Genomic DNA, 24388 nt, shown 5'->3' with positions numbered 1-24388 from the left:
GCGATGCGCCTCATCTCCGCGGATGACACCCGAAGGCACCGGGGATGGACATCCCCCTCAGGAGGTATTGCGTCGAGGCACGGGCGTCATGACGCGCCGCCGCGCCTTCACGCCTCGCCGGGGTCCTCCCCCACGACAACCCCCACCATCTCTTCTTCACCGAGAACTTCGTTCTTGAGCGGGAAGCGGAGCATGGCCTCCATCTGCTGGAAGAGCGCTTCGCCCATCAGTTGTTCCTTGCGCCAGCGGGCGGCGGCCAGACGCAGGCTTGGCTTGTACTGACCGGCAAGGATCCACTGACGCATGGCCTCCAGGGTCGCAAGCCGTGCTTCATCGCTCCCCTTGCGCAGGGCGTCGACCGAGGAGAGGGCCCACTCCTCATTGATATTCAGCGCCGGCTTCTGCCTCTGTGCTCGAACATTCTCCGCCAGACTGGAGAAGAGCCGCCGCCCTTCTTCCGCCAACAGGCTCGCGCGCTGCCGACACCTGACAACCCGCTCTCCTTCCTGCACATCCGTTTTCTGGGAATGATTGAAGAGCAGGTCCAGTCCAGCGACATCGGCGATGCGCTCCATGCCCCCTTCATCCTGTTCGCGCCAGAAGGCCCAGTACCAACCCAACCGTGTGGCAACGACTCCCGGGAGGCGGGATTGCGTCGCCGCCCGGCGTCCAGGACGCAGGGCGCGGATTCGCGCATAGCGGGCGGGCTCCGTCTGCTGGATGGTCAGGATTCGTTCGGCATGGCGGCCGAGCGCATCCATCTCGTCCTGTGCTTCAGCCTTCTCCAGGGCCATTCCGGCATAGATGTCCAGGACACCGTCCACATCGGGCCGCTCCTCCAGTGGAAGGATGTGGCTGTCTTCACCAAAGACCTTCAAGAACTCCTGGATGCGCCGCCGGAGCACCTGCTCGAGCCCCAGGTTGGATTCGAGGGCCCGCTCCGGCAGGAAGCTGGAGATGTGAATCTCCTCGTTCAGGCTTCCCAGGCGGTCGATACGTCCCGCGCGCTGGATGAGCCGCACGGGATTCCAATGAAGGTCGTAGTTGATGAGAGTGTCGGCATCCTGGAGGTTGATGCCCTCACTGAGCACGTCCGTGGAGATGAGCAGGTCGATCTGCTCCCCCTTCGGCACCGCGGAGCCATCCCGCACGGGATTGGCCCGGGGCGCGAAACGCTGAGCAATCCGCCGGACGTTTCCGCTGCTCCCCGTCACCATCTCGACGACACCATGCCCCTGCTCGAGGTGCGCGTGGAGGAACTCCGCCGTGTCGGTGAACTGAGTGAAGATGAGCGTGCGGTGCTCGCCGGGAGGACGTGCCGCCAGATAGGCCCGAAGGCGCGCGAGCTTCGCATCCGCCGCAGAGGTCTGCTGATGCATGGCCCCCAGGAGTTCGTCCACCCGGTCCAGGTCCGCCGTCAGGGCGTTGCGCAGCCGGTCCACATGGAACATCCCCGAGGGCATCTGGTCGCCTCCCGGGGTCGACTCGCCTTCGTCCTCCACTTCCGCGACGACCAGCACGAAGCCCTCCTGGAGATTCGAGAGGGAACGCCGGAGCCGGGTCCGGAGTCGCTCCAGCGAGGCACGGAACGCGGCTTCACTGGACTCCAACCGCTTGAGCAACAGCACCTTGAACAAGCCTCGAAGGCTCTGTCCCGCCTGCCGGAAGCCGACCATGCGGGAATCGTCGCGGTGCATCTCCAGCACGTAGGCGGCCAGCCCGTAGAGCGGGTATTCCATGCTGCCCAGCACCTGGATGATTCGCTCGTACAGACCGGTGCCGTACGTGTCCTCGATGCGGTAGCGCAGACACTGCTCTGGTCCCGAGACTCGCTTCGGGAAACGGATGGGAACCCAGTCATATCCCCCAGCAGGCCGTTTCACCGGGAGCTTCGCGTCGCGGTAGTGGTTCTGGATGAAGCGGCGGGTGCGGCGCACCACGACGTGCTGGAGGACGTTGGTGAGGGACTCCTTTCCGGCCTCCACCGCCTTGAAGTAGTCCTCCAGGGATTCTCCTGGGAAGGGCAGCCGAGTGAAGTTCTCCGGAAAGAGCTTCAACTGCTGCATCACGTCCCGGGGGCTGTTGTTCTGGGGCGTCGCGGAGAGCAGCAACACCTGCCGTCGCGAAGGCACGTTGTTGGGATGCAGCCACTCCCAGATTCGCTCATAGCGGCGCGTCGCGGGGTTGCGGAAGTTGTGGGACTCGTCCACCACGAGCACCTGGCGCTGGCTGTACTTGGGAAGATCCTCCAGCTTTCCATGGGACAGCGTGCGGAGGTTCACTCCGAAATCGTCGGCGAGGGCCTGCCAGGTCGGACACACGGTGGGCGGTGCAATCACCAGCGCGTGGCGGTCCATCGTGTCCTGGAGATACCGCAACAGGGCCATGGCGATGTATGTCTTTCCCAGACCCACGACGTCCGCCAGGAAGACGCCTCCGAAGCGCCTCAGGATGCCCTTGGCCTGCTGATAGGCCGCCCGCTGGAACGTCGTCATCACGTCCAGCAGGGGATTGCTGTCGGTCAGGTCGGCGCCCTGGAGCATCTCCAGGAAGAACTCCGAGAGGACCTTGAGATACAGGTCCTCCGCCCCAATCATCCCTCCAGCCCAGGAGTTCTCCAGCAGCGCCTGGACATCCTTCGAGATGTCTTCCGACTCCGCCGCGCGCAACCGGAACCATTCCCGGGCCCGCTCATGCATCGCGCCCGTGAGCGTCAGCTCCAGCTCCGCGCCCGGAGGCCGAAGCAAGGTGCCCCGCGTGATGGGTCCCATGGGGACGAGGCTGCTCGTCGGACGGCTGATGAGCCGGCTGAAGAGGGGACCTGGTTGATGGTGGAGAACGCGAGCCTCGGCGGCGGAGAGCTTGCGAACCCACTCCCCGATTCTCGACTCCCATTCCGTCGTCTGGGGAAGTCCATCCAACTGTCCACCGAACGCCTCCAGGAGCGCCTGACGATGCGCATGCGTCGCCTTGGCGGGGAGGGCCGCATGCGGCTCCTTCGCGAGGGCCGCGTGTCCATGCGAAGGCTGTGCCAGCAGACCCGGCGCCGACAACAGGAGCTCCATGCGCGCCTCGGCCTGGAAGATCTCCAGGACGTCCGTGCGCAACTCCCCCGCCGAGACCAACGTCGCTCCGTCCATCGACCCCGTGCTCATGAGACCCGCCCTCGCTTCAGCCAGACATCCATTGATGTGGAGAGGAGCGACACCTCGGGGAGAAGCCCCGTGTTGTCGCCCAGCCAGGCCGCCATGGTGACCTCCAGAAGGGAAACCTCGTCCACGTCACCCACTGGCGGGATGGGAGGCGGCACGAACAACGGGGTCTCCACCAGGATCTCCTCGGGATGCGGCGACACCACTGGAGCAGCCCCTGGCGGAGGCACTGGGACCACCAGGGTCGGCTGCGTCTGGGGAAGCTCCGTCCCCATGGGGACCGCCCCGGCCTCCAGCCCCAGGGTCCTCAGAAGGACCGGACTCCAGACACCCTCCACGGGAAGTCCTGCATGCGCCACGAGGAAGCGGACGGGTGTCGTGGCCGCCTCCATGCCTGGCCATCGAGCCCAGGCGACGGACGCGAGCGGGGGCACGAAGCGGCGGCCTCCAGCGGCCCCCTTCTGGTCCGGCGGCGCCCAGGACCATCCCGAGGGGGCGCCCTCGCGAGGACGAGACTTCCACCAGCCCGCCAACGCACGCGCCAACAAGCGATGCGCGGTCCGCAGCCATGCACCCTCTCCCGGGAAGGCACGCCGCACCCGCTCCTCGACCCACACGCTGGCCCGTGCCCCATCCTCGACGAGCGGGGTGGGCCGCCTGGCTTCGAGGAGGCGGCAGAGGTCCAGGGGCCGTGACTCCCGCAGGACCAACGCCCCCATGAGCTCCCTCAGCGCCACGGTCCCCACGCTTCCAGGAGGCATCCTCTGCGCATCAGGCGATTCCCGCCCCGCGTCCACCTGTTCGGCGTCCGACGTGGAGAACGCCCCCACGAGGCCCATCAAGCGAGGCAGATGAAGCCGGAGCAGGCGCTCTCGCGCGGCGCGCTCCTCCCAGAACTCCGCCGAGAGAGGCTCGCACGCGGGCGATGGCAACGGTGGAAGGAAGAGGGCCTGCTCCGACGAGAAGATGCCGATGGTGCTCACCCCTGGCGAGGTCGGAGCCATCCGTAGCCCCACCACCTCGATGCCATCACGAGGTGACTCGTCCCACTCCTCGTCGTCGCTGTCGGGGTCTTCCTCAACCCGCGTCTCGGTACGAACCTCGGCGGGTGAAGCTCGTGACAGGAGCTCATGGACGTGGGGAAGCCGCTCGACCCCCCGTTCGATGAAGGCGCCGTCGAAGCCGGCCGCTACCGGGCTGCCCTCCATGCGAAAGAGCCCTGGGACCACGGAGCGCAGCCCCGGCGCTCTCGTCAGGGGCCAGAGGCGCGTGATGAGGCCCGCGAGGCTCGTGGGTTCGTCCCGATGCATTCCCTGGTCCATCGGGCCAAACAGGGCCGCGACGGCCTCGTGGAAGGAAGCCCGCGCCGTTTCAATCACGAGCCGGGCGCCTGAAGCGCGCAGGGCCACGAGCCTGTTCGATGCGAAACGCACCCGGTGGTACGCCTCCGTCAACGGAGACTTCACGAGCCCCGGTGCCCCAGGCGGCAGCCCCGTGGGATGAAAGGTATTGGGCAGGACCGCCAGGCTGGAGAGAAAGAACCGACCCACGAGGTCCGCGCTCCCCGTGGCCACGTCGTGCTCCAGGGTCTCCAGACCTCGCAGCAGGGCTTCGCGCTCGGCGGCGGACAGCCGCCCTTCCAGACGCTTTCGTCCGGCGGCACCTGGAGCCCCGTTTCGCAAGGCCTGACGCATGAGGATTCCCAGCACCACGGCGCCCACCCGGACCTGCTGCGCCTTCAACTCGGGAAGAGTCAGTCCCAGCAGACAGGCCGCGCTCTCCATCCTCCAAGGATGGAGTACCGGCTCACAGAGTCCCAAGGCCGGCAGGGCCCGCCGCTCCTGCGTCGGAGGGCGCAACACGACGGGCGTGCCACAGCCCCAGGAGCCGGGTTCGCACGGCTCGAAGGCGCGCCTGCGCCCGTGCGTCCGGCCACACCAGCAGGACCACCTGACGGGCGCGTCGTCTTCCTTGGCATAGCCCGTGGTCCATTGCCGCACGCGGGACATGGTCAAGGACTCCAGCTTCGCGGCCCGCCCCTTTCCCGGTTGGCGCGTCGACTTCGTCTTCATCCAGTCAGGCGGCGCGATGTCGGCGGCCTCCAGGACTTCCGCGAGGCGGGGAAGAAAAGGAGGGACATCACCCGCCCAGGCCCGTTCGACCTCCGCCAGCTTCGCCGAGTCCTCGGGACGAGCCGCCGTCCACCACAGACGCTCCATGGCGGACAACGCTGGCGCTTCAGCGCTCGCGGGAATGCCCTCTCCATCGCGGGCGCGAAACCGGAGCTGGAGGTCGGGTCCGACGAGCACGTCGCGCGTCGCGGGGAGCACGAAACAGGTGCCCACGTGGGCGGTGGCCCGCTCCAGCAGTTCGCCCGTCACCCCATCGAACCACACGTCCGAGGGAGAAATGGCCGCGAGGGTCGGGTCCTCGATGACCAGCTGCGCGGGCGCACCATCTTCCTGATACGGAGCATCCTCCCGCCTCAAGCCTTCCTGGAAGGGAAGCACCCGCCCATCTGGCAGGACCAGATGGCTCCAGGGAAAGGAAGGAGCCTCGGTGCCCACGACGAGCGTGATTCGCCACGCGAGCCCTTCGCCCGACTTGTCCCGCTCCAACTCCTCATGGATGTCGAGGACTTGTCCGTGGACACCGGGCGGAACGAACCAGCGCTCCACGGCCTTGGGAAGCTTCAGCGAGGGGAGCGGGAGGATGGTTTCCTCCTCCGCCTCATCCTTCGTGGGCTTCTTCGGCGTGAACGTGAAGACATTGGCGGCGAGGCTCCACATGTTCATTTCGTGGAGGCTCGTCGTCCTCGGTCGGGTACCCGCGAGCTGGGCCCAGAGCGACCGCTCCGCCTCCAGCCATGCATCTCCGGCCTTCACGCAGGCCCCCCGCGACAGCAGCACGCGGTGCGCGACGACACCTTCGCTTTGCATCAACCCGGGAATCCTGACGCTGAATTCGCGAGCGCGGACCACCTTGCTCTCGGGTGGCGGCGGAGCCTCCATCGTCCACCGGGCGCACAACCGGGGGCCGTGGACGGAGACCACGCGAAGTCCCTCGGAGAGTGGGCGTGCTTGAAGCGCGACCTGCGCGGCCGACCGCAGCCGGCCCGCTGGCAGAGAGGCGAAGTGGGAAAGTCCCCGCGCAATCCAGCCCCGCGTCCCCAGGCCTCCAGTGCCCCCAGCTCGCGGATTCACCTGAGGCAGCGACTCCATCGAGACTCCCAGCCGAACCACCCCCGTCGCGTTCCGGAGAGGCACCGAGAGGTCTCCCCCCGGAGTGAGACGAGCCACTTCGACCGGGACCCACGCCCCCGGACGCAGGTCCGCTGACACGTCGGGACAGGCCCACGCGGGTGCGGTGCCGGCGTCCGTCGCGACGGCGTGCCGCAGGATGGGGAGCAGTTCCTCCGGTGTCGTCATCCCCGGCGCGGGCTCCAGGACCGCCTTGAGGAAGACCTTGCTGACCAGGAGCAGTCGGTCGTCACGCCCGACGACACCGCGCAGGAGGGCCGGCAGGCTCCGAGGAAGCTCATGGGCGTCATCTTCATAGGATGCCAGCCGCATGCTGATGCCCATCAGCTTCCGGTACGTCGCGCTTTCGAGGAACGCACAGAGACTTCCGCCCGCCAGCGACCCGATGGCCACGGGGTCCCGGGAGGCCCTGAGTACGGAAGGCGCAAGCCCCTCTTCCTTCAGCAACTCCAGGGGTGACTCCAGTTCAGGTTCGGGCCCCTCCTCTTCCGGGGCCGCGCCCTGCTCCGGGATTGGCGACTCCTCCTCGACCTCTTCCTCGAACCCCTCGTCGAAGGACGGCTCCTGGACTCTCGCATCTCCAGCGCTCAGCAGTCCCTTGCCAAACACCCTGGGGACCCACCGATACCAGAGGCCATCCAGGAGCATCCGTCCCCGGTCATCCACCTCCGGCACTCCGACGGGAAGGGAAAGGGGCAGGGCCCTCCCGTCGTCAAAGACAAGCTCCAGCTTCAGGGTGAGCCGCCGAAACCAGCTCTTCCCACTCCGGCTCGCGACCTCCGGCGAAGTGGGGGCCTCGAGGTCATAGCCTCGGTAGCACAGCCTCGCCTGCTTGTGGGCCAGGGTGAAGGGAAGGGCCATGCGCAGCACCCGCTCCAATCCCCACCAGAGCCGGGGTTGCTGACCTGGCGCACCACGGTCTTCTTGCAGGAACGCGCGCCGCTCATGGTCCAGGAGCCGGTCCCAGGTAACACCTGGAGGCGTCGACAGCGAGGGCGCGAGGGCCACCGGGTTCCATTGGCGTGACACCTCCACGGGGTCCGGCCCCAACGCGGACTCCACGCGCCGCACCAGTTCCACCACCTCTTCCCCGCCTGTCAGCCGGAGCAAGCTCATGCGGCGCAGCCATATCAACAGGGTGTCACGCAGCTCGCCGCCCCTCGCATAGCCCACCATCTGACGCGTTCTGGGAACGAGGGTCCCTCCATCCTTCTCCTCCCGATAGGCGAACTGGCAGGCATTCCATCCGGGCGCGATGGCCACCACGAGTCCATAGGGATGTCTGCGAAAGATGGGCTGGAAGTTGGAGCCATGGGGGTAGGGAAAGACGAGCTCCGCCAGGGACACCATGAAGTCGCCATGGCGAGCGATGGTGCGGAGTCGACGGATGACCGCCGTGGAGTCCAGCCGCTGCGTCTCATCCACCACGTGGGCTTCGTATCGGAGATGCCCCACGAACAAGCGGCTCAACAGGGTGAGCGCCGCATCTGCCTCGTCACACCGGGCGAGTTCATCCAGCAGGGACAGGCACTCCCTCCCTCGTGGAATGGTGTCAATCCATGCCGAGCCGTTCTCCCAGGGGCTCCACCCCACCTCCTCGGGTTGTGCCGACGCATCCTGAGCAAGCGCAACAGCGGCGGGCAACGGCGCCACGGGAGTGACCACCGCGGCGGGAGGAAACGTTTGCAGCCGCCCCACCAGGGCCGCCACCAGCGCGATGTCCGGAGCACCAAGCCCCGCCCAACCTCGTTGGTCGAACTGTTGCCGTAAGGAGCGTGCTTCCTCGCGGAGAGACGACTGCTCCAGTGTCGAGAGCAGTTGCCGCACGACGGATGACGCGGACATGTCTTGTTCGTTCGACAATGAGCCCCCTTGAAGCCCCCGAGAACCGCTCCCTTCGCCTGGATTCGAGGTAGGCCCTTCAGGGTGCTCGCGTCTGGGCTTCGAACCGTCCCGCCAGCAAATCCGCCAGGCTCGCTCCGCAGTGACGTCGCGTCTCGGTGAGGAACCGCTGGATGGAGCGCTTGGAGACGGACCGGGGCCCACGCTCCAACGCGGCGGCGAGCGCCTCCACAGTCAGGTGCACCGGCCCCAGGCTCTGCTCCAGACTCGGCGCCTTGCCCAGCGCGCAGCCCAGATAGGACTCGGTGACCGCGGCCTCCAGGTCCGAGCCCGAGAAGAAGCGCTGGTCCACCAGGTTCCGCGCGAACAGTGGAGACAAGATGGCCTTCAGCTCCACGGCGCTGGGGACACGGTCCGCAGCCGCGGTCTCCGCTCGCGCCAGCCGACTCAGGTAGTGAGTGACAATCTCCACCGCCTCGTCCAGGTCCGGAGGAGGCACGGGGACGAAGCGTCCGAAACGGCCGCTCCGGATGACTGCTTCATCCAGAGCACCCAGGAAGTTCGTCGTGCCCACGATGATGCGTCGCAACCTGCCCGCCCGGTCCAACTGCACCAGCAGCTCGTTGACGTCCGCCTTCTCGTCACTGTGCATATCGCCCGAGCGACGGGAGCGCGCGACCGCGTCCAGCTCATCGAGCACGAGCATCCGCTTCTCCTGCTCCACCACCCAGTCGAACTGCTCGCGAATCATGCGCTGCCCCCAACCGACGTAGGGGCCACGCAGATCCGAAGGCGAGAGCAGCCGCACCTCCTGCTCCAGCTCACCCGCTATCGCACGAGCGAGCAGCGACTTGCCGCAGCCAGGGGGCCCGAAGAAGAGAATCCCCGAGGCCCGGGAGACATTTCGCAGCAGCGCCCCGCGCTGCTCCGGCCATACGATATCGCGGCGGATCCGCTCCTTGACGGAGGCATAGCCAGCCACGTCGTCCAGCAGCGGCAACGCGTCGTCGCGGCGCTCCGACTTCTCGACCGAAGATTCGCGCCGGGCCGCCTCCTCCGGGTCCTTTACCTCCGAGGCATTCTCCACCAGCGCACGCGCCTCGAGCGAGGCGAAGGCGGCTCCCGCGACGGGCACCAGCACCGAGCCTCCCTCGCCCAGGTGGTGGGCGATATCCGCCAGAAAGGGGCCAGCCCACAGCAGCGCCTCGCCAGGGACCACCAGGGAGAAAGGCTCGTCCGGCTTGCGACGGGAGAAGATCTTCCGGTGGTAGAAGGTCTCCATCGGGCCGCTGCCCACCAGCGTCTCTACCTCGAACGTCCCCTGCCCCTCCACATGCAGGTCCGTGCGAATCACCTCCTGCTCGTCACCTTCATCGTCCAGGACCTCGGTCCGGTGCTGCTCGAACTGGAGCGAGGCCTCGGGATTCCTCACCAGGAGCCACTGCGCCAGCCGGGCCTTGAGGGAGAGTGACGTGCTGCTTTCGTTGCTGCCCTTGAACCGGGAGAGCGGTGTCCGCGTGAGGAGGTCTCCCCACGAGTTCATCGCCTGGGCCGCCCCCTGAGCGCTGGCCTCGCGACTCCACAACACCAGCTTCAATGGAGACAGCTCCGACACGACCGCCTCTGTCGCCAGCGCGGGTTTGCCTCCCACCATCAACAACAACTGGGACACGGGCACCCCACCCCCAGCAATCGCCGTGGCATCGAACTCGAAGATGGGTCCCGGCCACGCGGCCAGCAGGCGCGACAAATCGACGGGGGCCTCCCTGTCTCGCTGGAGCGCGATGAGGTTGAGGGCATGGGGCGCGTCGCGCAGCCGGGGCCCATCCGAGTCCAGCAGCGAGGGCTTGAGATACTCATGCAGTAAGTGGGACGAACCTCGGACAACCGCGGGGGCCCCGTTCTCCCCACGCCCCGTCCAGACGAAGCGCTGCGCGGAGCGGTAGGCCCAGCCCATCACCCCTTCCCAGGTGGCCTGAAGCCAGTCCGCTGTCTCCCGACGCTCTGGAAGGTAGAGCAGCGCGAGGAGCGGCTCGGCACCGGTGAGCGCTCGCAGGAACGCCACCTCGCGGTCCTGCGACAAACCCAATGCACTGGGCCAGAAGGGCTGCGGCAGCGCGAAGCCTTGGGAGGGCTCCGAATCCGGGGTGTCGTCCTCTTCCGGCGAGGGGTCGATGAGGGCCTTCTTCAATGACAGAACGAAGGGCGCGTGGCGGTCCCAGCTTCCCGTGGTGGGATTGACATCCAGCCCTGCCCGCTCAAGCTGCCGCACCACGCTCCCCAACGAGGTGCGCTGCATCTTGACGTCTGTTGAATAGCCAAACACCCCGACCAGCTCGGACAAAGAGGACTGGCCCACCAGGCTCAGGGTGTTGCTGAACTTCGTCTGCCGCCGTCGAGCATCCGCCAGCCACAGGGCCAGCGGCTCCACGTCCGCGCGGGAGACCCGTTCCAGGGTATTACCCTTGAGGGGCAGCCGCACCGTGAGCATGGTGCCGCTGCGCCGCGTCACGATGCCAATGGGATTCCCCGTTTGCTGCGTGATGACCACGGTATCGCCAACCATGACCTTCATGACGCCCCTCCCAGGGTCGAGAGCATGGCACGAGGTGGACACTCTCGTCGCACACCCGCGCGAATGACACCCGAAGGCACCGGGGCCGGCCATCCCCCTCAGGAGGTATTGCGTCAAGGCACGGGCGCCAGGGGCGCACCGCCGCGCCTTCGCTTCATGTGCTCCTCCGGCCTCGCCGTACAGTGCGGCGTCGGGCTGGTAGGCTTTGGCACCGCACGGACCAGGGGAGCACATACGCCAGTGAGGACTACCAGCACGTTCTGGCGAGACACGGCATCGTCCGCGGCATCAGCCGATGCGGCAACTGCTACGACAACGCCGCCCTGGAGAGCGGGTTCAGCACGCTCAAGCCAGGGGTGGACAATGCGCGTTAACGCCTTGCTGGCCATGGCGCTGTTGGCCACGGGGTGCGCCTCGGTGACTCATGCTCCCGGGCGCGACAGAACGCTGAACCACGCGCCACATGCAGCCTCGTCCCCCGCGTGGGAAGGGGAGCCGAGCGACGACCGCACGCATGCCATCGCGGGACCCGAAGCAGGACAACGGCTGTGGCGGCATCGGGGACCACGCAGCGACGCAACCCGGGCTGGGCCTGGCACCGTGGCTGGAGCGACTGGAGGCGGAGCGCGGAGCGCCACACTGACTCGACAAGCAATCCTCGAGTCCATCGACGAGATGAAGGGCTCGCTGGGGAGGGTCGAGTCCGCGTTGTCCAGGATTTCGACACGTCGGCCCGGCTTCGATGGCCGGGGCATCAACGGCGAGGTGTTCATGCGCTTTCTCCGCCTTGGCTCCAAGCAGGTGACGTGGATTCACGGCACGCTCGGAAGCGCGACGGTGATGGCTGGGGCCGCGTCGGAACTGGAGAACCCGGAGATGGAGCTGGGCGTCCTGCGCATGACGGGGCCACGGCTCCAGGCCGCGATGTTCGGAACACTGCTGCTCGCCACCTGGGTTGATTTCCTCCAGCTCACCGACGCATTGCTCCGGGAGTGCTTCATCTGCAGCTTCGAGAAGCAGTTCGTGGACCTCAACCGCGTCCGGGGCCTGGTGGAGACCCCGTTGTCGGACCTCGCTTCCCAGGACCCGAACCGTGTCGAAGCCGCGGCACTCGCGATGCCCGAGCTGATGGGGGCATTGACCCGGGAGTTCAACGCGATTCATTCGGACGGACGGGCGGCCATGGAGGAAGGAGGCAAGGTTCTGGTGGCCGTGCGGGTGTTGGAGATGGTCACCCTGATTTCCTCGCTGAAGATGTCGCTGCCTCGACTGCCCCCGGCCGCGCCCGCGACGCTCGGCGTGGGCCTCGCGATGAGTTCAGGGGGCGTCATGGCGGGCTCACGCATCGTTGTCTCCGCCGAGTGGGTGGAGCTGATGCGAAGGCTCGTGCAGGCAGGCGTCATCTCCCTCCCCGCCGTCAGCGCGGCCGTCCGCATCCACGGGGGTCAGGTGATGATGGCTCAGGCCCATCAAGACCTGCCCGAGGGCGTTCGTGACGCGCTGGGAGCCAGTCCCGAGGTGAGGGGCATGCGGGTGACGGGCAAGGCAGGAGCGGGCATGTCCGACGCCCCGAAGCACCACGTCCTACCGAAAGAGCACCGGGAGTGGTTCGAGCAGCGCGGCTTCAAGGGCGACATGGACATCGACCAGTTCTGCGTCCGGCTGGAGCAGGCCCACCACGAGGCCATTCACGGCGGAGGCAACTGGACGCTGGGTCGCGTGTGGCCCGGTGAGTGGAACCGGATGATCATGAAGACGCTGCGCGACGCCGAGGCTAGAGCAGGCCGGATGTTGACGCGGAATCAGGTCCTGGACATCGTCGCGGAGCGTATGCAGTTCTACAAAGTCCCGATCGTGTTCACGAAGGGGAGGAGCCGATGACGGACGAACTTTCATGGCGGGGGAATTGGAAGGCCCGCTTGTATGAGCGCGTTCGTGAGCGCGGCTACGATTCACTCACGGCCTTTGCCGAGGCCCGTCCCACCGCATCGTGGGTGGCATTGGCCGAGGAGCTGGGTCCGGACGACGTTGCCGGAGTTCAGGTGTACGACGGATTGGTGGCCGAAGCGGTGCGAAGCAAGCAAGTGACCCGCCTGGTTCGTGGGCATCTCGTGCGCGAGCTATGGGGGAGCCTCCCTGATGGTTGGCCGGCAATGCTGGATGACGACAACCGCTTCAGGGTCGCCAAGGCACTCGGGCTCTGGTCCGGCATCGTCCCAGAGACGCATGAAGACCGCGTGCGATTGGCAGGTGATGCACTGCTCGCCAATCCACCTCCTGCTGGGTGGCGTCCACTCGGACCTGACGACGAGCTTCTCCGGAGGCTTCTCCCCGACGACGAAGCCTGACCGCTGGGCCGCTGGGCCGGAGCTTCCTATGGCTCCTCCCACGGGTTCGCGAACCGCGCGTCGCGCGTGAACTCCACATCCGTGAGGCTCTTGAGGAACGCCACCAGGTCCGCGCGCTCCGACTCCGTCAGCTCGAACGGCCGCACCAGCGGGTCCTTGTTCGGGTTCGCCCGTCCATCTCCCACGAACGGCCCCTCCGTCACGTTGCGCCCACCGGCCACATAGTGGTCGATGACCGCCTCCAGCGTGGCGATGCTGCCGTCATGCATGTACGGCGCCGTCAGCTCCACGTTGCGCAGCTGCGGCACGCGAAAGCGCCCCTGGTCCTCCGCCCGCTGGGTGAACTCGAACAGGCCCGGGTTGTCCAACGGGTACGCGCCCTTCCCGTCCACGTCGTACAACCCGTTGTTGAAGAACTGCATGTTCGGCAGCACCGAGTCCTTCGAGCGGAACGAGTTCGAGAGGTGCCTCCCGCTGTGACAGTGGTAGCACTCCGCGCGCTCGCCAAAGAACAGCTCCATGCCCCGCCGGGCCTCCGGCGTCAGCGCCTCCCGCTCCCCTTGCAGATAGCGGTCATACGGCGAGCCGCCCGACAAGAGCGTGCGCTGGAACGACGCCAGCGCCTTGACGATGGTCTCCCGGTCCACCGGCTCCGCCGCGTCGGGGAACGCCGCGCGGAACAGCTCCGGATACTTCACGTCGTCCCGCAGCCGCTGGAAGACCTCCTCCAGCCGGGGCGTCACGCCCAGCTCCGTGGGGAACTCGTTGAACAGCGGCACCAGCGCCTGGGTCTCCAGCGTCTCCAGCAGCGGGTTCGCCCAGGTGTACGTGGCCAGATAGGCCACGTTCGCCAGCCCCGGCGAGTTGCGCGCGACGTGGTCCCCCGTGGAGCCCCGGGGCGTCGGCTTCCCATCCGAGAACGCCCGCGCCTGCTCGTGGCAGCTCACGCACGCCATGGTGCCGTTGCCCGACAGCCGCTTGTCGTGGAACAGGTGGCGCCCCAGCTCCACCTTCGCGTCCGACATGGGGTTGTCCGCCGGAACGAAGGGCTCCGGGAAGCCCGCGGGCAGCTTCCACGCATAGGGCGTGGGAGGCGGCGCGCCTTCATCGCCCCCGCAGCCGACCAGCAACAACGCGCCCAGCGCGGCGCTCACCTTCCATGCGCGGAACATCTGGCACTCCTCGTTCACTCGCCGCGGGACAGGGCTTCAGCGGACCCGGAAGAACGTCGTCGGCAGCGCCTTGGGGCGGCCATCCGCGGTCAGGCCGAACTGCGAGAGGAACCCCGGGCACTCCGGGTCCGTCGCCCCCGACATGCACCCCGGCATCATGTCCGTCGTTCCATCCGGGACACGATTCACGTCCAGCTCCGAGTACAGCCCCGCCAGGTCCAGGACGACCTGATTGGCCTCCGGGTCGAAGCCCGCCAGGGTGATGGTCGCCTGGTTGTCCGCCGCACAGGTGAAGCCGTCCGGCACCGAGCCCCGACACCCCGAGGCCCCCATGTGGAAGTAGAAGCTCTCGTTCGCGCGGGAGCGGACGTCCAGGGCCACGAACTTGTAGCCCCCCTGCCAGCTCCACCACATGGGCGCCACGTTGAGCGGCGCGCGCTCGGCCTCCGCATCCAGGTGGTTCTTCTCCGGCGGCAGGCCCACCTTGAACTCCAGGCCCGTGTAGTCGTCATGCTCCGGCGCGGTGCCCACCACTTCGCGGCGCACCTCGGGGCTGCCCGTGGCGCACGTCCCGGTGCCATCCTCGAAGTCCAGGAGGGCAATCGCATCGCGCTGCCACGTCCCGTCCTGCGCGAGCTTCAGCGCGTGGCGCTCGCCATTGGCGCGCACCAACGTGACGTCCCGCAGGTACATCTTGAAGTCGAGCAGCTCGATGACGCCCCGCGACGTGCCGATATCCGGGTAGCTGCCGCCGCACGTCAGCGCCTCCTGTCGCACCTGGGGGCTGAAACGCACGGTGTAGGTCTTGTCGCTCTTCTCGTCATCACCGCAGCCCTGCAGGAGCAGGAGGGCGGGCACGAGGGCCCAGGACGCGAGCTTCCGGACGACGTTCATCGAATCGACCTCCACGGGGCGGATGCGAGGAGCGCACCGCGACGGACTGCAGGGGTACCAGCCCCGGGGAGCAAACGCCGTGTGGCATGTTGTCGCGGCGGGAATGCACACGCGCCCCAGGGTCCTTCGGGGCGGGAACGCCAACGACTCCCGAACATATCGCCGCCTGTCAACCGGTCGGCCCTGGTGACACCTCGCGGCGCGGGGAGCCGCGGGTCCAGGTCAGCCTGCTCGCACTACGGGCAGGCGCCGCAATCCGACGCGCAGTTGTTCGCGGCGGTCCCCGTGCCGCACTGCTCGGAAATCTGGCACACGCCGTCGCCGCACCGGTAGATGTCCTGGGGACGGATGCGCGTACTGATGGGGCGGTACGGCTTCCCGTTGTACGTGCAGCTCTTGTAGAACCCGCCGCGCAACGGGTCCGCCTGGCAGTGGTCCAGGCAGTTGCCCACGTGCGCAATCGCGGGCGCACACGCGGCGTCACCACTCCAGGACGACAGGCCGCAGGTGCGCACCGTGCTCTCGTCGTAGGACAGGTAGCTGGTGTCGTTCGCCGCGAAGAGGCCCTCATTGGCGAAGAGGTTGCCGAAGAAGCACGCCTCCGGCTTGCTGAACAACTGCAGCTCCTCCGGGGTGGAGGGAATCGCCACGTTCGATGCGCCCTTGCCCAGCACGGAGATGTTCACGTGCACGCCGAACTTGTTCGCATGCGCCGCCAGGCACGCGGACACCACCTGCTGCTCCGTCACCGACGCGGGCTGCGGCTGCGAGCCCGCCACGCTCCCCGTCCACGACGGCGCCAGCCCCAACGAGCCCGGCCACGAGTACGTCGTTCCGCCATGGGTGTACGACAGTGTTTGCGTGGGCGACAATGCACAGCGGGCGACATACTTCATCAGCATTTCCGCCTGGGCTGGATTGGCGCTGAACCATGTATTGAACACGCCATTGGTGCTCAGCCCGTTCGTGCTCAACCCGTTCGTCGACAAGCCATTGGTGCTCAACCCGTTCGTCGACAAGCCATTGGTGCTCAGCCCGTTCGTCGACAAGCCATTCGTCGAGACCAGCCCCTCTTCGTGGGTGCCTGTCGACTCGTTCGGCTCGCCATCACCCATCCCCGCGGGGCCACATCCGATAGTGACGCTCAAGAGCGCGGGCAACCCCCACGCCGTCAGTTCTCGAAGGAAGGAAGGACGGGACTCGAAACGGCTGAAGCACTGGCGCATGGGACTGTCTCCGCGTTGGGGGTGACCGCGCGGTTTCTCGCGGCCAAGACAACGGGTAGTGCTTCTCGCCAGGAGCGACAGGTGTACCCACGTGCAATTCTTCCGCTGGGGTCGTGCGTCAGACAGGGACATCGTGAAACGGCTGACGCTTCAGCCGTGTATCGACTCACGGTTGACGATGATTCACTGGCCGTGACACACCGCGAGACGTTCTTGAAACATCACCGCGCCGCGCGGCGGGCGTCGCGCGGCAGCGTCACGGTGAACGTCGTGCCGTCCAGCTCCGAGGAACGCACGTCCACGCTGCCACCATGCGCGTGGACAATCTCCCGGACGATGAACAGGCCGAGTCCCAGCCCACCCCGTCGTCGGCCCTTCTCGCGCGCGGCGCCGGCCTGACGGAACGGGTCGAACAGCGTGGCCAGCTGCGGCGCGGGAATGGGCGCGCCGGGGTTGTGGACCTCCACCACCTGGCGCGTCTCATAATCCAGACACCGCAGCAGCACGGGTGCGTCCTGGGCGCCGTGCTCCAGCGCATTACCCACCAGGTTGCTGAGCACCTGCGCCAGCCGGTCCGCGTCCCACAGCCCGTCACAGCGGCCGTCCACGTCGAAGGCGATGTAGCGGTCCGGATGGACCGCGGACAGCTCCTCCACCACCTGCTGACACACGGTGGAGAGATTCGCCGGCGCCACTTGCAGGGGGATGCCGCCGGACAGCCTCGCCCGCGTGAGGTCGAGGATGTCCGAAATCATGGTGCCCATCCGCTCCGCGGACGCCTCGATGCGCTGGGCCATCTGCTGCTGGGTGGAGCTGATGGGGGCGCGGCGCCGCAGGGCCCGGGCGGACAGGGTTATGGCGTTGAGGGGGTTGCGCAAATCGTGGCCCAGAATCCCGATGAAGCGCTCGCGGAACTCCGCCTCCTCCGCCAGCCGCTCCAACGCGTGCTTGCGCTCGGTGATGTCCATCATCGAGCCAATCATCCGCACCGGCCGGCCCGCCGCGTCACGCGACAGCACGCCCCGGTCCAACACATGGGCCCAGCTTCCGTCATGGCGCAGGAAGCGGTACTCCGCCTGCCACGCGGCCCGGGTGGACGCCACGAAGTCGCGCAGCCCGTCCGCCACCGCGTCGCGCTCGTCCGGGTGCAGCCGCTGCGTCCACCAGCCCAGCTCATGGTCCGCGGCGTCGCGTCCGTAGCCGAACAGCTCCTCCTGTCCGGCATCCCAGCGCACGCGCCCCGTCGCCAGGTCGCAGTCCCACAACACGTCATGCGTGGCGCGAGCGGCCAGCCGGTAGCGCTCCTCCGCCTCCCGCAGCGCGGCCTCCGCCTGCTCGCGCTCGGTGCAGTCCGCCACCACGCCCACCATGCGGTGCGGCCGCTCCGCCTCGTGGAAGCTCTGTCCCACCGCCTCGTACCAGTGCGTGGTGCCGTCCGCGTGCCGACAGCGGAACTTCAGCGTGTAGGCCCCATCCACCGCCAGCGCCTGTTCGATTCCCCGCGCGACGCGGTGCCGGTCCTCCACCACCACGCAGGACAGGAAGCTCGGCAGCGAGGTGCCCAGCGTTGCTGGCGCCTGGCCAAAAAACGCGTCCGCGTCCTGGGACCAGGTCACCACGCGCCGCGCCTCCGTCCACTCCCACGCCACCATGCGCGCCTTGGACAGGGCCAGCCGCAAGAGTTCCTCGCGGGCCTGCACGTCCCGGGTGTTCTCCAGCGCCCCCTCCGCGCGCCGCCGGGCCTCCCGCTCGCGCTCCAGCGCGTCGCGCAGCCCCGCCGCGTCCTCCGGTGACGGCTCCAACAGCCACAGCGCCAGGCCGTCCGCCTCCTTGACGCCCACCACCTGGAAGCACGCGTCCAGCCCGTCGCGAGACAGGCGCAACGTCGAGGACAGGGGCACGCCGGTGGCCCAGACCCGCACGCACGCCTCCAGCTCCACGCCGCGCAGGCCCTGCTGCACCCAGCGCGAGACACAGGAGGGCACGCCCCAGTCATGCACGAAGTGCTCGGCCGCCGCGTTGAGCGACGACCACTGGAAGTCGAGCACCTCGCCCGCCGGTCCCCGCAGCGCTTCCAAGCGCATGCACGGTGCGGGACTTCCGGCATGGAGCGACCGTGCCAGGGCATTCCCTGGCAACGACGACAGGCTCACCATCGACTTCCCCCCGGCGCCCAGCACCCCTCCAGTCCACGTGCGGAGACTGGGGCGCGGAACGCGCGTTGGTAGAGAGTGCCATGTCCGAGGTGTCGCGAACTTGTCCTCGGGTACAGCGATTGCCGCAGTGCTCACCCGTAAGCACTGTGCGGCGCGAGCCACGTCCTCTCGCGCCCCCGACGCCCCGACCGGCTCGCCCCCGCCCCTCCCGCATCCGGGAGCAAAGTGCACCGTGGGCGACACCCGCCACTGCCCCACGGGGCAGGAAGGCATCACACCCACCTCCTCAGTCCTGGAGCCGGGGCAGGCGCACGGTGAAGGTGGTGCCGTCCTCCTGCGAGGACACCACGTCCACGCTGCCACCGTGGCCGCGGATGATGTCCCGGACGATGTAGAGGCCCAGGCCGATGCTGCGGCTGGACTGGCCTTCCTTGAGCATGCCTCGCGTCATCGGCTCGAACAGGCGCGACATGAGCTCGGGCGGGATGGGGTCCCCACCGTTGTAGACACTCACCATCGCCTGGCCGGCCTCCGCGAACGTGCGCACCCGCACCGGCGCCTCCGGCGGGCTGTAGGCCAGCGCGTTGGAGAGCAGGTTGGTCAGCACCTGGGCGATGCGGTCCGGGTCCCATTCCCCCCGCACGTCCGGCGCCACGTCCACCTGCACGGGCCGGCCGGGGTGGGCGCCCTGCACCTCGTCCAGCACCTGCGTCACCACCTCCCGGAGGTCCGTGGGTGTTCGGTGCAGGGCGATGCCGCCGCCCAGCCGCGCCTTGGTGAAGTCCAACAGGTCGCGAATCATCCGCGCCGCGCGCTCGCTGGCCTGACCGATGCGCTGCACCGTGCGCCGCTGCATGTCGGACAGCTCGCCCTTCTTCTCCAGGAGACCCACCGACATGGAGATGGCCGCCAGGGGGTTGCGCAAGTCGTGCGACACGATTCCCACCAGCTGCTGCTCGAACTCCGAGCGCCGCCGCAGCTCCTCGTGCACGCGGCGCTCCTCGGTGATGAGGCGCACCTGCTCCAGCGCCTGCGCGCACGCGTGCGCCAGCGCGGAGAAGAAGGCCCGGTCCATCTCCGTGAACAGCCGCGCCCGCGCGAAGGACAGGCCAATGGCCCCCAGCGCCCGCCCCTTCACGAGCAGCGGCAGGGCGATGGCGGACTCGTGGATGCCGTACGCATTCAGGTGCGGATAGCGCCCCTGCCAGTCCTCCAATGAGCCCAGCCAGATGGGCCGCTGCTCGCGCACCGCCTCCGTGAGCGGCACCGGGTTGGACAGGGGGATGCGGCGCCACTTGGCCAGCACCTGCTCGGGGTAGCCCACCGCGTCCACGATTTCGAGCGCGTCCCCTTCGTCATTCAGGAGGTTCACCGCGCCCGCCTTCGCGCCCGCGGCCACCAACCCCTGCTCGAAGAGCGCGCGGCACACCTCCGCCACCGTGCTGGCCTCCGACAGCCGCGCGGTGAAGTCGCGCAGCCGGTCGATGTGGCCCGCCGCGCGGTGCGCCAGCTCGCGCGCCTCCGCTTCCTTCTGTCGCAACAGCTCCGCCTGCGCGCGCACCTGGTGCTGCGCGCGGAACAGCTCCACGAAGACGGTGACCTTCGAGCGAAGCACTTCCGGCGGGAAGGGCTTCTGCAGGAAGTCCACTGCGCCGGTGGAGTAGCCGGTGACGAGCTCCGAGTCATCGCGCCCGTACGCGGTGAGGAAGATGATGGGGACGTTGCGGGTGCGCTCCCGCTGCTTGATGAGGGAGGCCGTCTCGAAGCCGTTCATCCCCGCCATCCGCACGTCCAGCAGGATGACGGCGTAGTCCTCGCGCAGGAGGAAGCGCAGCGCCTGCTCTCCGGAGGACGCCTTCGCGAGCCGCACGCCCAGCGGCTCCAGGATGGCCTCCAGCGACACCAGGTTGGCGGGGTTGTCGTCGACCAGCAGCACGCCCGGAGCTTCAACGCCCACGAGGCCGGTGCTTTCGGGGGACGCGTCCGGCGACTGCGAGGCGCTCGAGCCCCCCTGAGCGCCCGCCGCGCCATGTGGGGGCGTTCCCCGCCACCGCAACCATTCCGCCATCGTCGCTATCCCTTCGTGGAACATGGAGTCTTCACCTGGATGTCGGGGCGGTCCACCGTCGAAGCCTGGGAGTGTCCATCCGACCCGAGGGCAGGCCGGCTCCCATCAACACTCCTCGGCCCGGAATCAAACCGTGCCAGCAGTCTGCTTGTCGGGGTCGCTCACGGGGAGAGACGGCAAGCGTGCGTTATCCATCACTCGCCAGGTTCAGTATCGCCCCTTCGCGCCCAGGATGGGCAGGACGATGGGCAGCCCCACGGCCTCCTTGGAGAGCGGTCGGCCGCCTCCTCCGTCGTACTCAAAGCTCACCGTCTCTTGACTGATGGTGACATTGAGCATGTCCAGGTAGGCCTCCAGGCTGAAGGTCTCGTACACCCACGACTTGGACAGGCGCACGTCGAAGCGGAAGAAGGGCGGCAGCCGGTCCACGGAGTCCCGGTCCACCTTCACCCACGACGGCCTGCCGGAGCTGTCCTGTCCCGCGCGGTGGGTCTGCGTGCCCAGCGTTCCGTACTCCGGACGGCCGGTGTTGAAGTGCAGCACGCCGCCCAGGGTGACGCTGTTGGAGAACTTGTAGCTGAGCACCAGGTTGAGCACGTGGGACTGGTCGAAGGCGAAGGGCAGGTCCGCGGACGCCTCGCCCAGCACGTTGCCCTCCACGTCGTACCGGTAGAAACGCGTGCGCCGGACACTGCGCTGCAGCGTGTACGAGAGCCAGCCGAACCAGTTGTCGCCCAGCGGATGGCGGACGAGCAGCTCCAGGCCATACGCGAGGCCGTGGCTCTTGAAGTCGGGGAAGTTGATGTCGTCGCGGTTCGGGATGCCCGGGTCCTGGTCCGGCGCGGGCAGCGGGTCCGGGTCATCCACCAGGCCCTCGTCGGAGAAGGGCGTCAGCTCGATGGTCCGCACCAGCGGGTTGACGTAGACGTCCATGCCCAGCTCCAGCCCCTGGAGCGCCTTCCACTCCGCGCCGAACGAGAACTGCGCGCCCTCCTGGAGCCCCAACAGCAGGCTGCCCACGTCCACCACGGGCAGGCTGATGAGTGAAGTGGGCGGCTGGTGGAACAGGCCCGCGGAGCCCTTGAGGACGAGCGAGTCGGTGAGCTGGTGGCGCAAGGTGAGGCGCGGCTCCAGCGCGGTGCGGTCGATGCCCGGGGACAGGTGGTAGTTGTCCACGCGCAGTCCCGGCACCACGGACCACTTGGGAGTGGGCTGCCACACCAGCTCCGCCCACGCGCCCAGGAAGGTGGCCAGCGCCACCGGGGCGAACTCGGCCGTCTCCTCGTCCGGGTTCAGCTCGTAGAAGTCGACGATGGCGCGCTTGTGGTCCACGTCGCCGCCCAGCCGCAGGGTGACTTTGGGGTCCAGCGGCGCGGTGTAGCCCAGGCGCGCGGACCAGGTGCCCTGGTCGATGAAGACGGACGTCGCGTCGCTCGGCGGGGTGCTGCTGGTGACGGCGAAGCGGTCCAGGCCCCACGTCGCGCCGATTTCGAACTCGCCGCCGGCCAGCGGGTGGCGGTGCCGCAGGTCCACGCGGTGGAAGATGATGGACTGCAGCGCGGTGTCTCCGAACTCGTCCTGCGACTCGGAGCCGAACGTGTCCGACGAGCCGAACGCGAACAGCCTCAGCTTGCCCTGCCCCACGTCCTGCTCCACGCGCAGCTGGTAGTCCCAGAAGTCGAGGATGACCTTCGGGTTGAGGCGGCCCGACTGGGGCGGGTCCTGGAGCTTGTTGGCCGCGAGCGCGATGAGCCACGGCGTATAGGAGTAGCGGCCCGCGAGGCTGACGTTGGTGCCGGTGGAGACGAACGGCGTCTCCAGGAAGAAGCCCGCGTTGATGAGGTCCGCGTAGGCGCTGCCGTGGACGCGGTCATCGCGCGGCCTGCTGAGCCGGCCTTCAATCGCCCCGCCCAGCAGCCGCCCGTAGCGGGGCGGTGGTGAGCCCGGGAAGAAGTCGATGGCGTCGATGAAGTCCGGGTGGATGACCGCGGGGCCGAGGAAGAGATGGAAGAGGATGGGGACGCGGATGCCATCCAGGAAGTAGCCGGTGGCCGCGGGCTGGCTGCCGCGCACCACGGGGTAGGCCACGCCGGACAACATGCTGCTCACGCCCGGCAGCAACATGATGACGCGGAACGGGTCGCCCATGGTGCCGGGCACTTCGCGCAGCTCCGCGTCGTGCAACGTGACGCGGCTGACCTCGGTGCGCTCGCGGTCTCCTCGCACCACCGTCTCGTAGGGATTGATGACGAGCGGCGCAAGCCCGTACACCACCTCCAGCGCCTCCTGCGTCCCGAGCTCCTCGCGGAAGAGGCCGGGCTTGTGGCCGGGCGCGGACACGCGGACGCGATGTCCTCCCGGGGGCCAGCGCGCCTCGAAGCGGCCCTGCGTGTCCGTCTGCACCGGCGCGTCCGGCACGCTGTCCGACACCAGCGTGGCGCCGACGACGGGGCGCCGGTTGCCCTTGGTGCGCACCAGTCCACGCAAGGTGACGGGGCCTTCGGGGCGCGCGTCCTCGGCGACGACGGGCGCCTCGAAGCGGTACTCGAAGGACAGGCGCACCGGTACCGGCTGTCCATCCACGGTGGCGGGCGAGAAGCGCAGGGACGGCGCGGCGTGCAGCGCGGCTTTGTCCAACAGCGGATGGACGCCCCGCACCAGCGTGGCGGATTCGACCTCCCCCGCGTCGTCGACCAGCAGCTCCAGTTGGACCACGCCCGAGACGCGCTCCGACGCGAGCTCGGGCGGATAGGGCGCGGGGGCGTCTAGCGTCAGCGCGGGGGGAATGAAGACGGGCTCGGCCACGCCTCCATCCGGCGTGACGACCTCCACCGCCCAGCCCGCGTCCGTGCGCGCGAGGCCGACTTCCGCCGCGGACACGCCCGCATCCGCGCTGCCTCCATCCGGCGGTGACGGAGCCTGGGCATGCGCGGGGAGCACCGGCACGAGCAGCGCCAGCAGCCACACCGCGATGAGCGCGCGCGAGCCGAGTCCTCCGCGTCGCCTTCCCCGAATCGTTTCCGTCACGTCTGTTCCCGAGGGCCCCTGGGCGCATGAGGCCAGGGACGGAGCAGGGTGACAAGCACCCCTCCCGCGAAGCCGTCACCCGCAGAGCAGAAGCAACTGCGAAACCTCCAAGTCCGTCGCGGGTTCGACGAAGCGCACCCGCCACGTCACGCACCCGACACGCGCCTTGTCTCCGAGGGAGGGAGGACATGGGCACGGGGGCTCACCAAGTTCCCCGCACTCCGGAGCCCCGCGTCATGAGTCTTTGTCTGTCCCTGTCCTGGTGCCGGCTGGCGTCCACCGCCCTGCCGCTGTCCGCGTTTCCGCCTCGCGACGCCCGCCTGCTCTCCCTGGCTCCGCCGGCCCGCTCGGTGGGGGACGCGGCGGCTGCGTGGACGTGGGCTGTCGTCGGGGGGCGTGCGGAATGATCGCCCCACCGTCCATCCATGTCGTGCGCGCGCGCCTGCTCCAACTGCTCTTCGGGTTGCTGCTGGTGTTGGTGGCGCTGAGCTTGATTCCCTCGACCCCGGCCACGCTCACCGCCGAGCAGACGGCGGGGCCCCACGAGGACGCGGCCGTGCTCCGGGAGCCCGCCCGGCTCGGGACGATGGGCCCCGAGCGGTGCCCACCCGACACCCTCTGTCTTCCAAGCCGCTGAAGCACGCGTGACGGACCGCCACGCGCTGTCC

General features: G+C 68.3%; 13 protein-coding genes. 4 read left to right on the top strand and 9 right to left on the bottom strand.

Going from position 1 to position 24388, the window contains the following annotated elements:
• Nucleotides 1-107: 107 nt before the first annotated feature.
• The 3 genes from HUA76_RS09930 to HUA76_RS09920 all read right to left on the bottom strand — a co-directional run bounded on the left by HUA76_RS09930 (nucleotide 108) and on the right by HUA76_RS09920 (nucleotide 10829).
• On the bottom strand, nucleotides 108-3155 hold the full coding sequence (locus HUA76_RS09930; RefSeq protein WP_174460701.1) for a helicase-related protein: 3048 nt from the start codon (nucleotides 3153-3155) through the stop codon (nucleotides 108-110).
• Nucleotides 3152-8257: a hypothetical protein gene (locus HUA76_RS09925; RefSeq protein WP_174460700.1), complete on the bottom strand. Its 5106-nt coding sequence runs from the start codon at nucleotides 8255-8257 to the stop codon at nucleotides 3152-3154. The genes HUA76_RS09930 and HUA76_RS09925 overlap by 4 nt, the downstream gene beginning before the upstream one ends.
• 76 nt (nucleotides 8258-8333) lie before the next feature.
• The gene (locus HUA76_RS09920) at nucleotides 8334-10829 is read right to left on the bottom strand and encodes an ATP-binding protein (protein WP_174460699.1); all 2496 of its coding nucleotides are present in this window, start codon (nucleotides 10827-10829) and stop codon (nucleotides 8334-8336) included.
• Between the two features lie 675 nt (nucleotides 10830-11504).
• Between HUA76_RS09920 and HUA76_RS09910 the strand changes: the two genes are divergently transcribed.
• Together HUA76_RS09910 and HUA76_RS09905 are read left to right on the top strand one after the other, a co-directional pair.
• Entirely contained in the window at nucleotides 11505-12710 is a 1206-nt protein-coding gene (locus HUA76_RS09910; RefSeq protein ID WP_371823457.1) for a DUF2380 domain-containing protein, read from the top strand.
• Nucleotides 12707-13177: an NUDIX hydrolase gene (locus tag HUA76_RS09905; protein ID WP_141643193.1), complete on the top strand. Its 471-nt coding sequence runs from the start codon at nucleotides 12707-12709 to the stop codon at nucleotides 13175-13177. The genes HUA76_RS09910 and HUA76_RS09905 overlap by 4 nt, the downstream gene beginning before the upstream one ends.
• A 26-nt stretch (nucleotides 13178-13203) precedes the next feature.
• Here the strand turns inward: HUA76_RS09905 and HUA76_RS09900 are convergent, their stop codons facing one another.
• The 6 genes from HUA76_RS09900 to HUA76_RS09875 all read right to left on the bottom strand — a co-directional run bounded on the left by HUA76_RS09900 (nucleotide 13204) and on the right by HUA76_RS09875 (nucleotide 23639).
• Entirely contained in the window at nucleotides 13204-14349 is a 1146-nt protein-coding gene (locus HUA76_RS09900) for a methanobactin export MATE transporter MbnM (protein WP_174460696.1), read from the bottom strand.
• Nucleotides 14350-14385: 36 nt separating this feature from the next.
• Complete coding sequence (locus HUA76_RS09895) at nucleotides 14386-15243, bottom strand: MbnP family copper-binding protein (RefSeq protein WP_174460695.1); 858 nt, start codon at nucleotides 15241-15243, stop codon at nucleotides 14386-14388.
• Between the two features lie 236 nt (nucleotides 15244-15479).
• On the bottom strand, nucleotides 15480-16469 hold the full coding sequence (locus HUA76_RS09890; RefSeq protein WP_141643196.1) for a hypothetical protein: 990 nt from the start codon (nucleotides 16467-16469) through the stop codon (nucleotides 15480-15482).
• A gap of 221 nt (nucleotides 16470-16690) precedes the next feature.
• Complete coding sequence (locus HUA76_RS45230) at nucleotides 16691-18553, bottom strand: sensor histidine kinase (protein ID WP_181790656.1); 1863 nt, start codon at nucleotides 18551-18553, stop codon at nucleotides 16691-16693.
• Between the two features lie 358 nt (nucleotides 18554-18911).
• Nucleotides 18912-20582: a response regulator gene (locus HUA76_RS09880; RefSeq protein ID WP_371823456.1), complete on the bottom strand. Its 1671-nt coding sequence runs from the start codon at nucleotides 20580-20582 to the stop codon at nucleotides 18912-18914.
• Between the two features lie 318 nt (nucleotides 20583-20900).
• A complete protein-coding gene (locus tag HUA76_RS09875; RefSeq protein ID WP_371823474.1) occupies nucleotides 20901-23639 on the bottom strand; it encodes a TonB family protein in 2739 nt (912 codons plus the stop codon).
• 317 nt (nucleotides 23640-23956) lie between these two features.
• Here HUA76_RS09875 and HUA76_RS09870 point away from each other — a divergent pair, with 317 nt between their 5' ends.
• Both HUA76_RS09870 and HUA76_RS09865 read left to right on the top strand, forming a co-directional pair.
• The gene (locus tag HUA76_RS09870) at nucleotides 23957-24127 is read left to right on the top strand and encodes a hypothetical protein (RefSeq protein WP_174460693.1); all 171 of its coding nucleotides are present in this window, start codon (nucleotides 23957-23959) and stop codon (nucleotides 24125-24127) included.
• Nucleotides 24124-24357 carry a hypothetical protein gene (locus tag HUA76_RS09865; RefSeq protein ID WP_141640473.1) on the top strand — a complete coding sequence of 78 codons (234 nt, stop codon included), beginning with the start codon at nucleotides 24124-24126 and terminating at the stop codon, nucleotides 24355-24357. The genes HUA76_RS09870 and HUA76_RS09865 overlap by 4 nt, the downstream gene beginning before the upstream one ends.
• Nucleotides 24358-24388: the final 31 nt, after the last annotated feature.

This window comes from Myxococcus sp. CA056, assembly GCF_013336715.1.
Lineage (GTDB): Bacteria > Myxococcota > Myxococcia > Myxococcales > Myxococcaceae > Myxococcus > Myxococcus llanfairpwllgwyngyllgogerychwyrndrobwllllantysiliogogogochensis.
The sequence above is the reverse complement of the archived record's forward strand: the minus strand, read 5'-3'. Positions and strand labels throughout refer to the sequence as shown.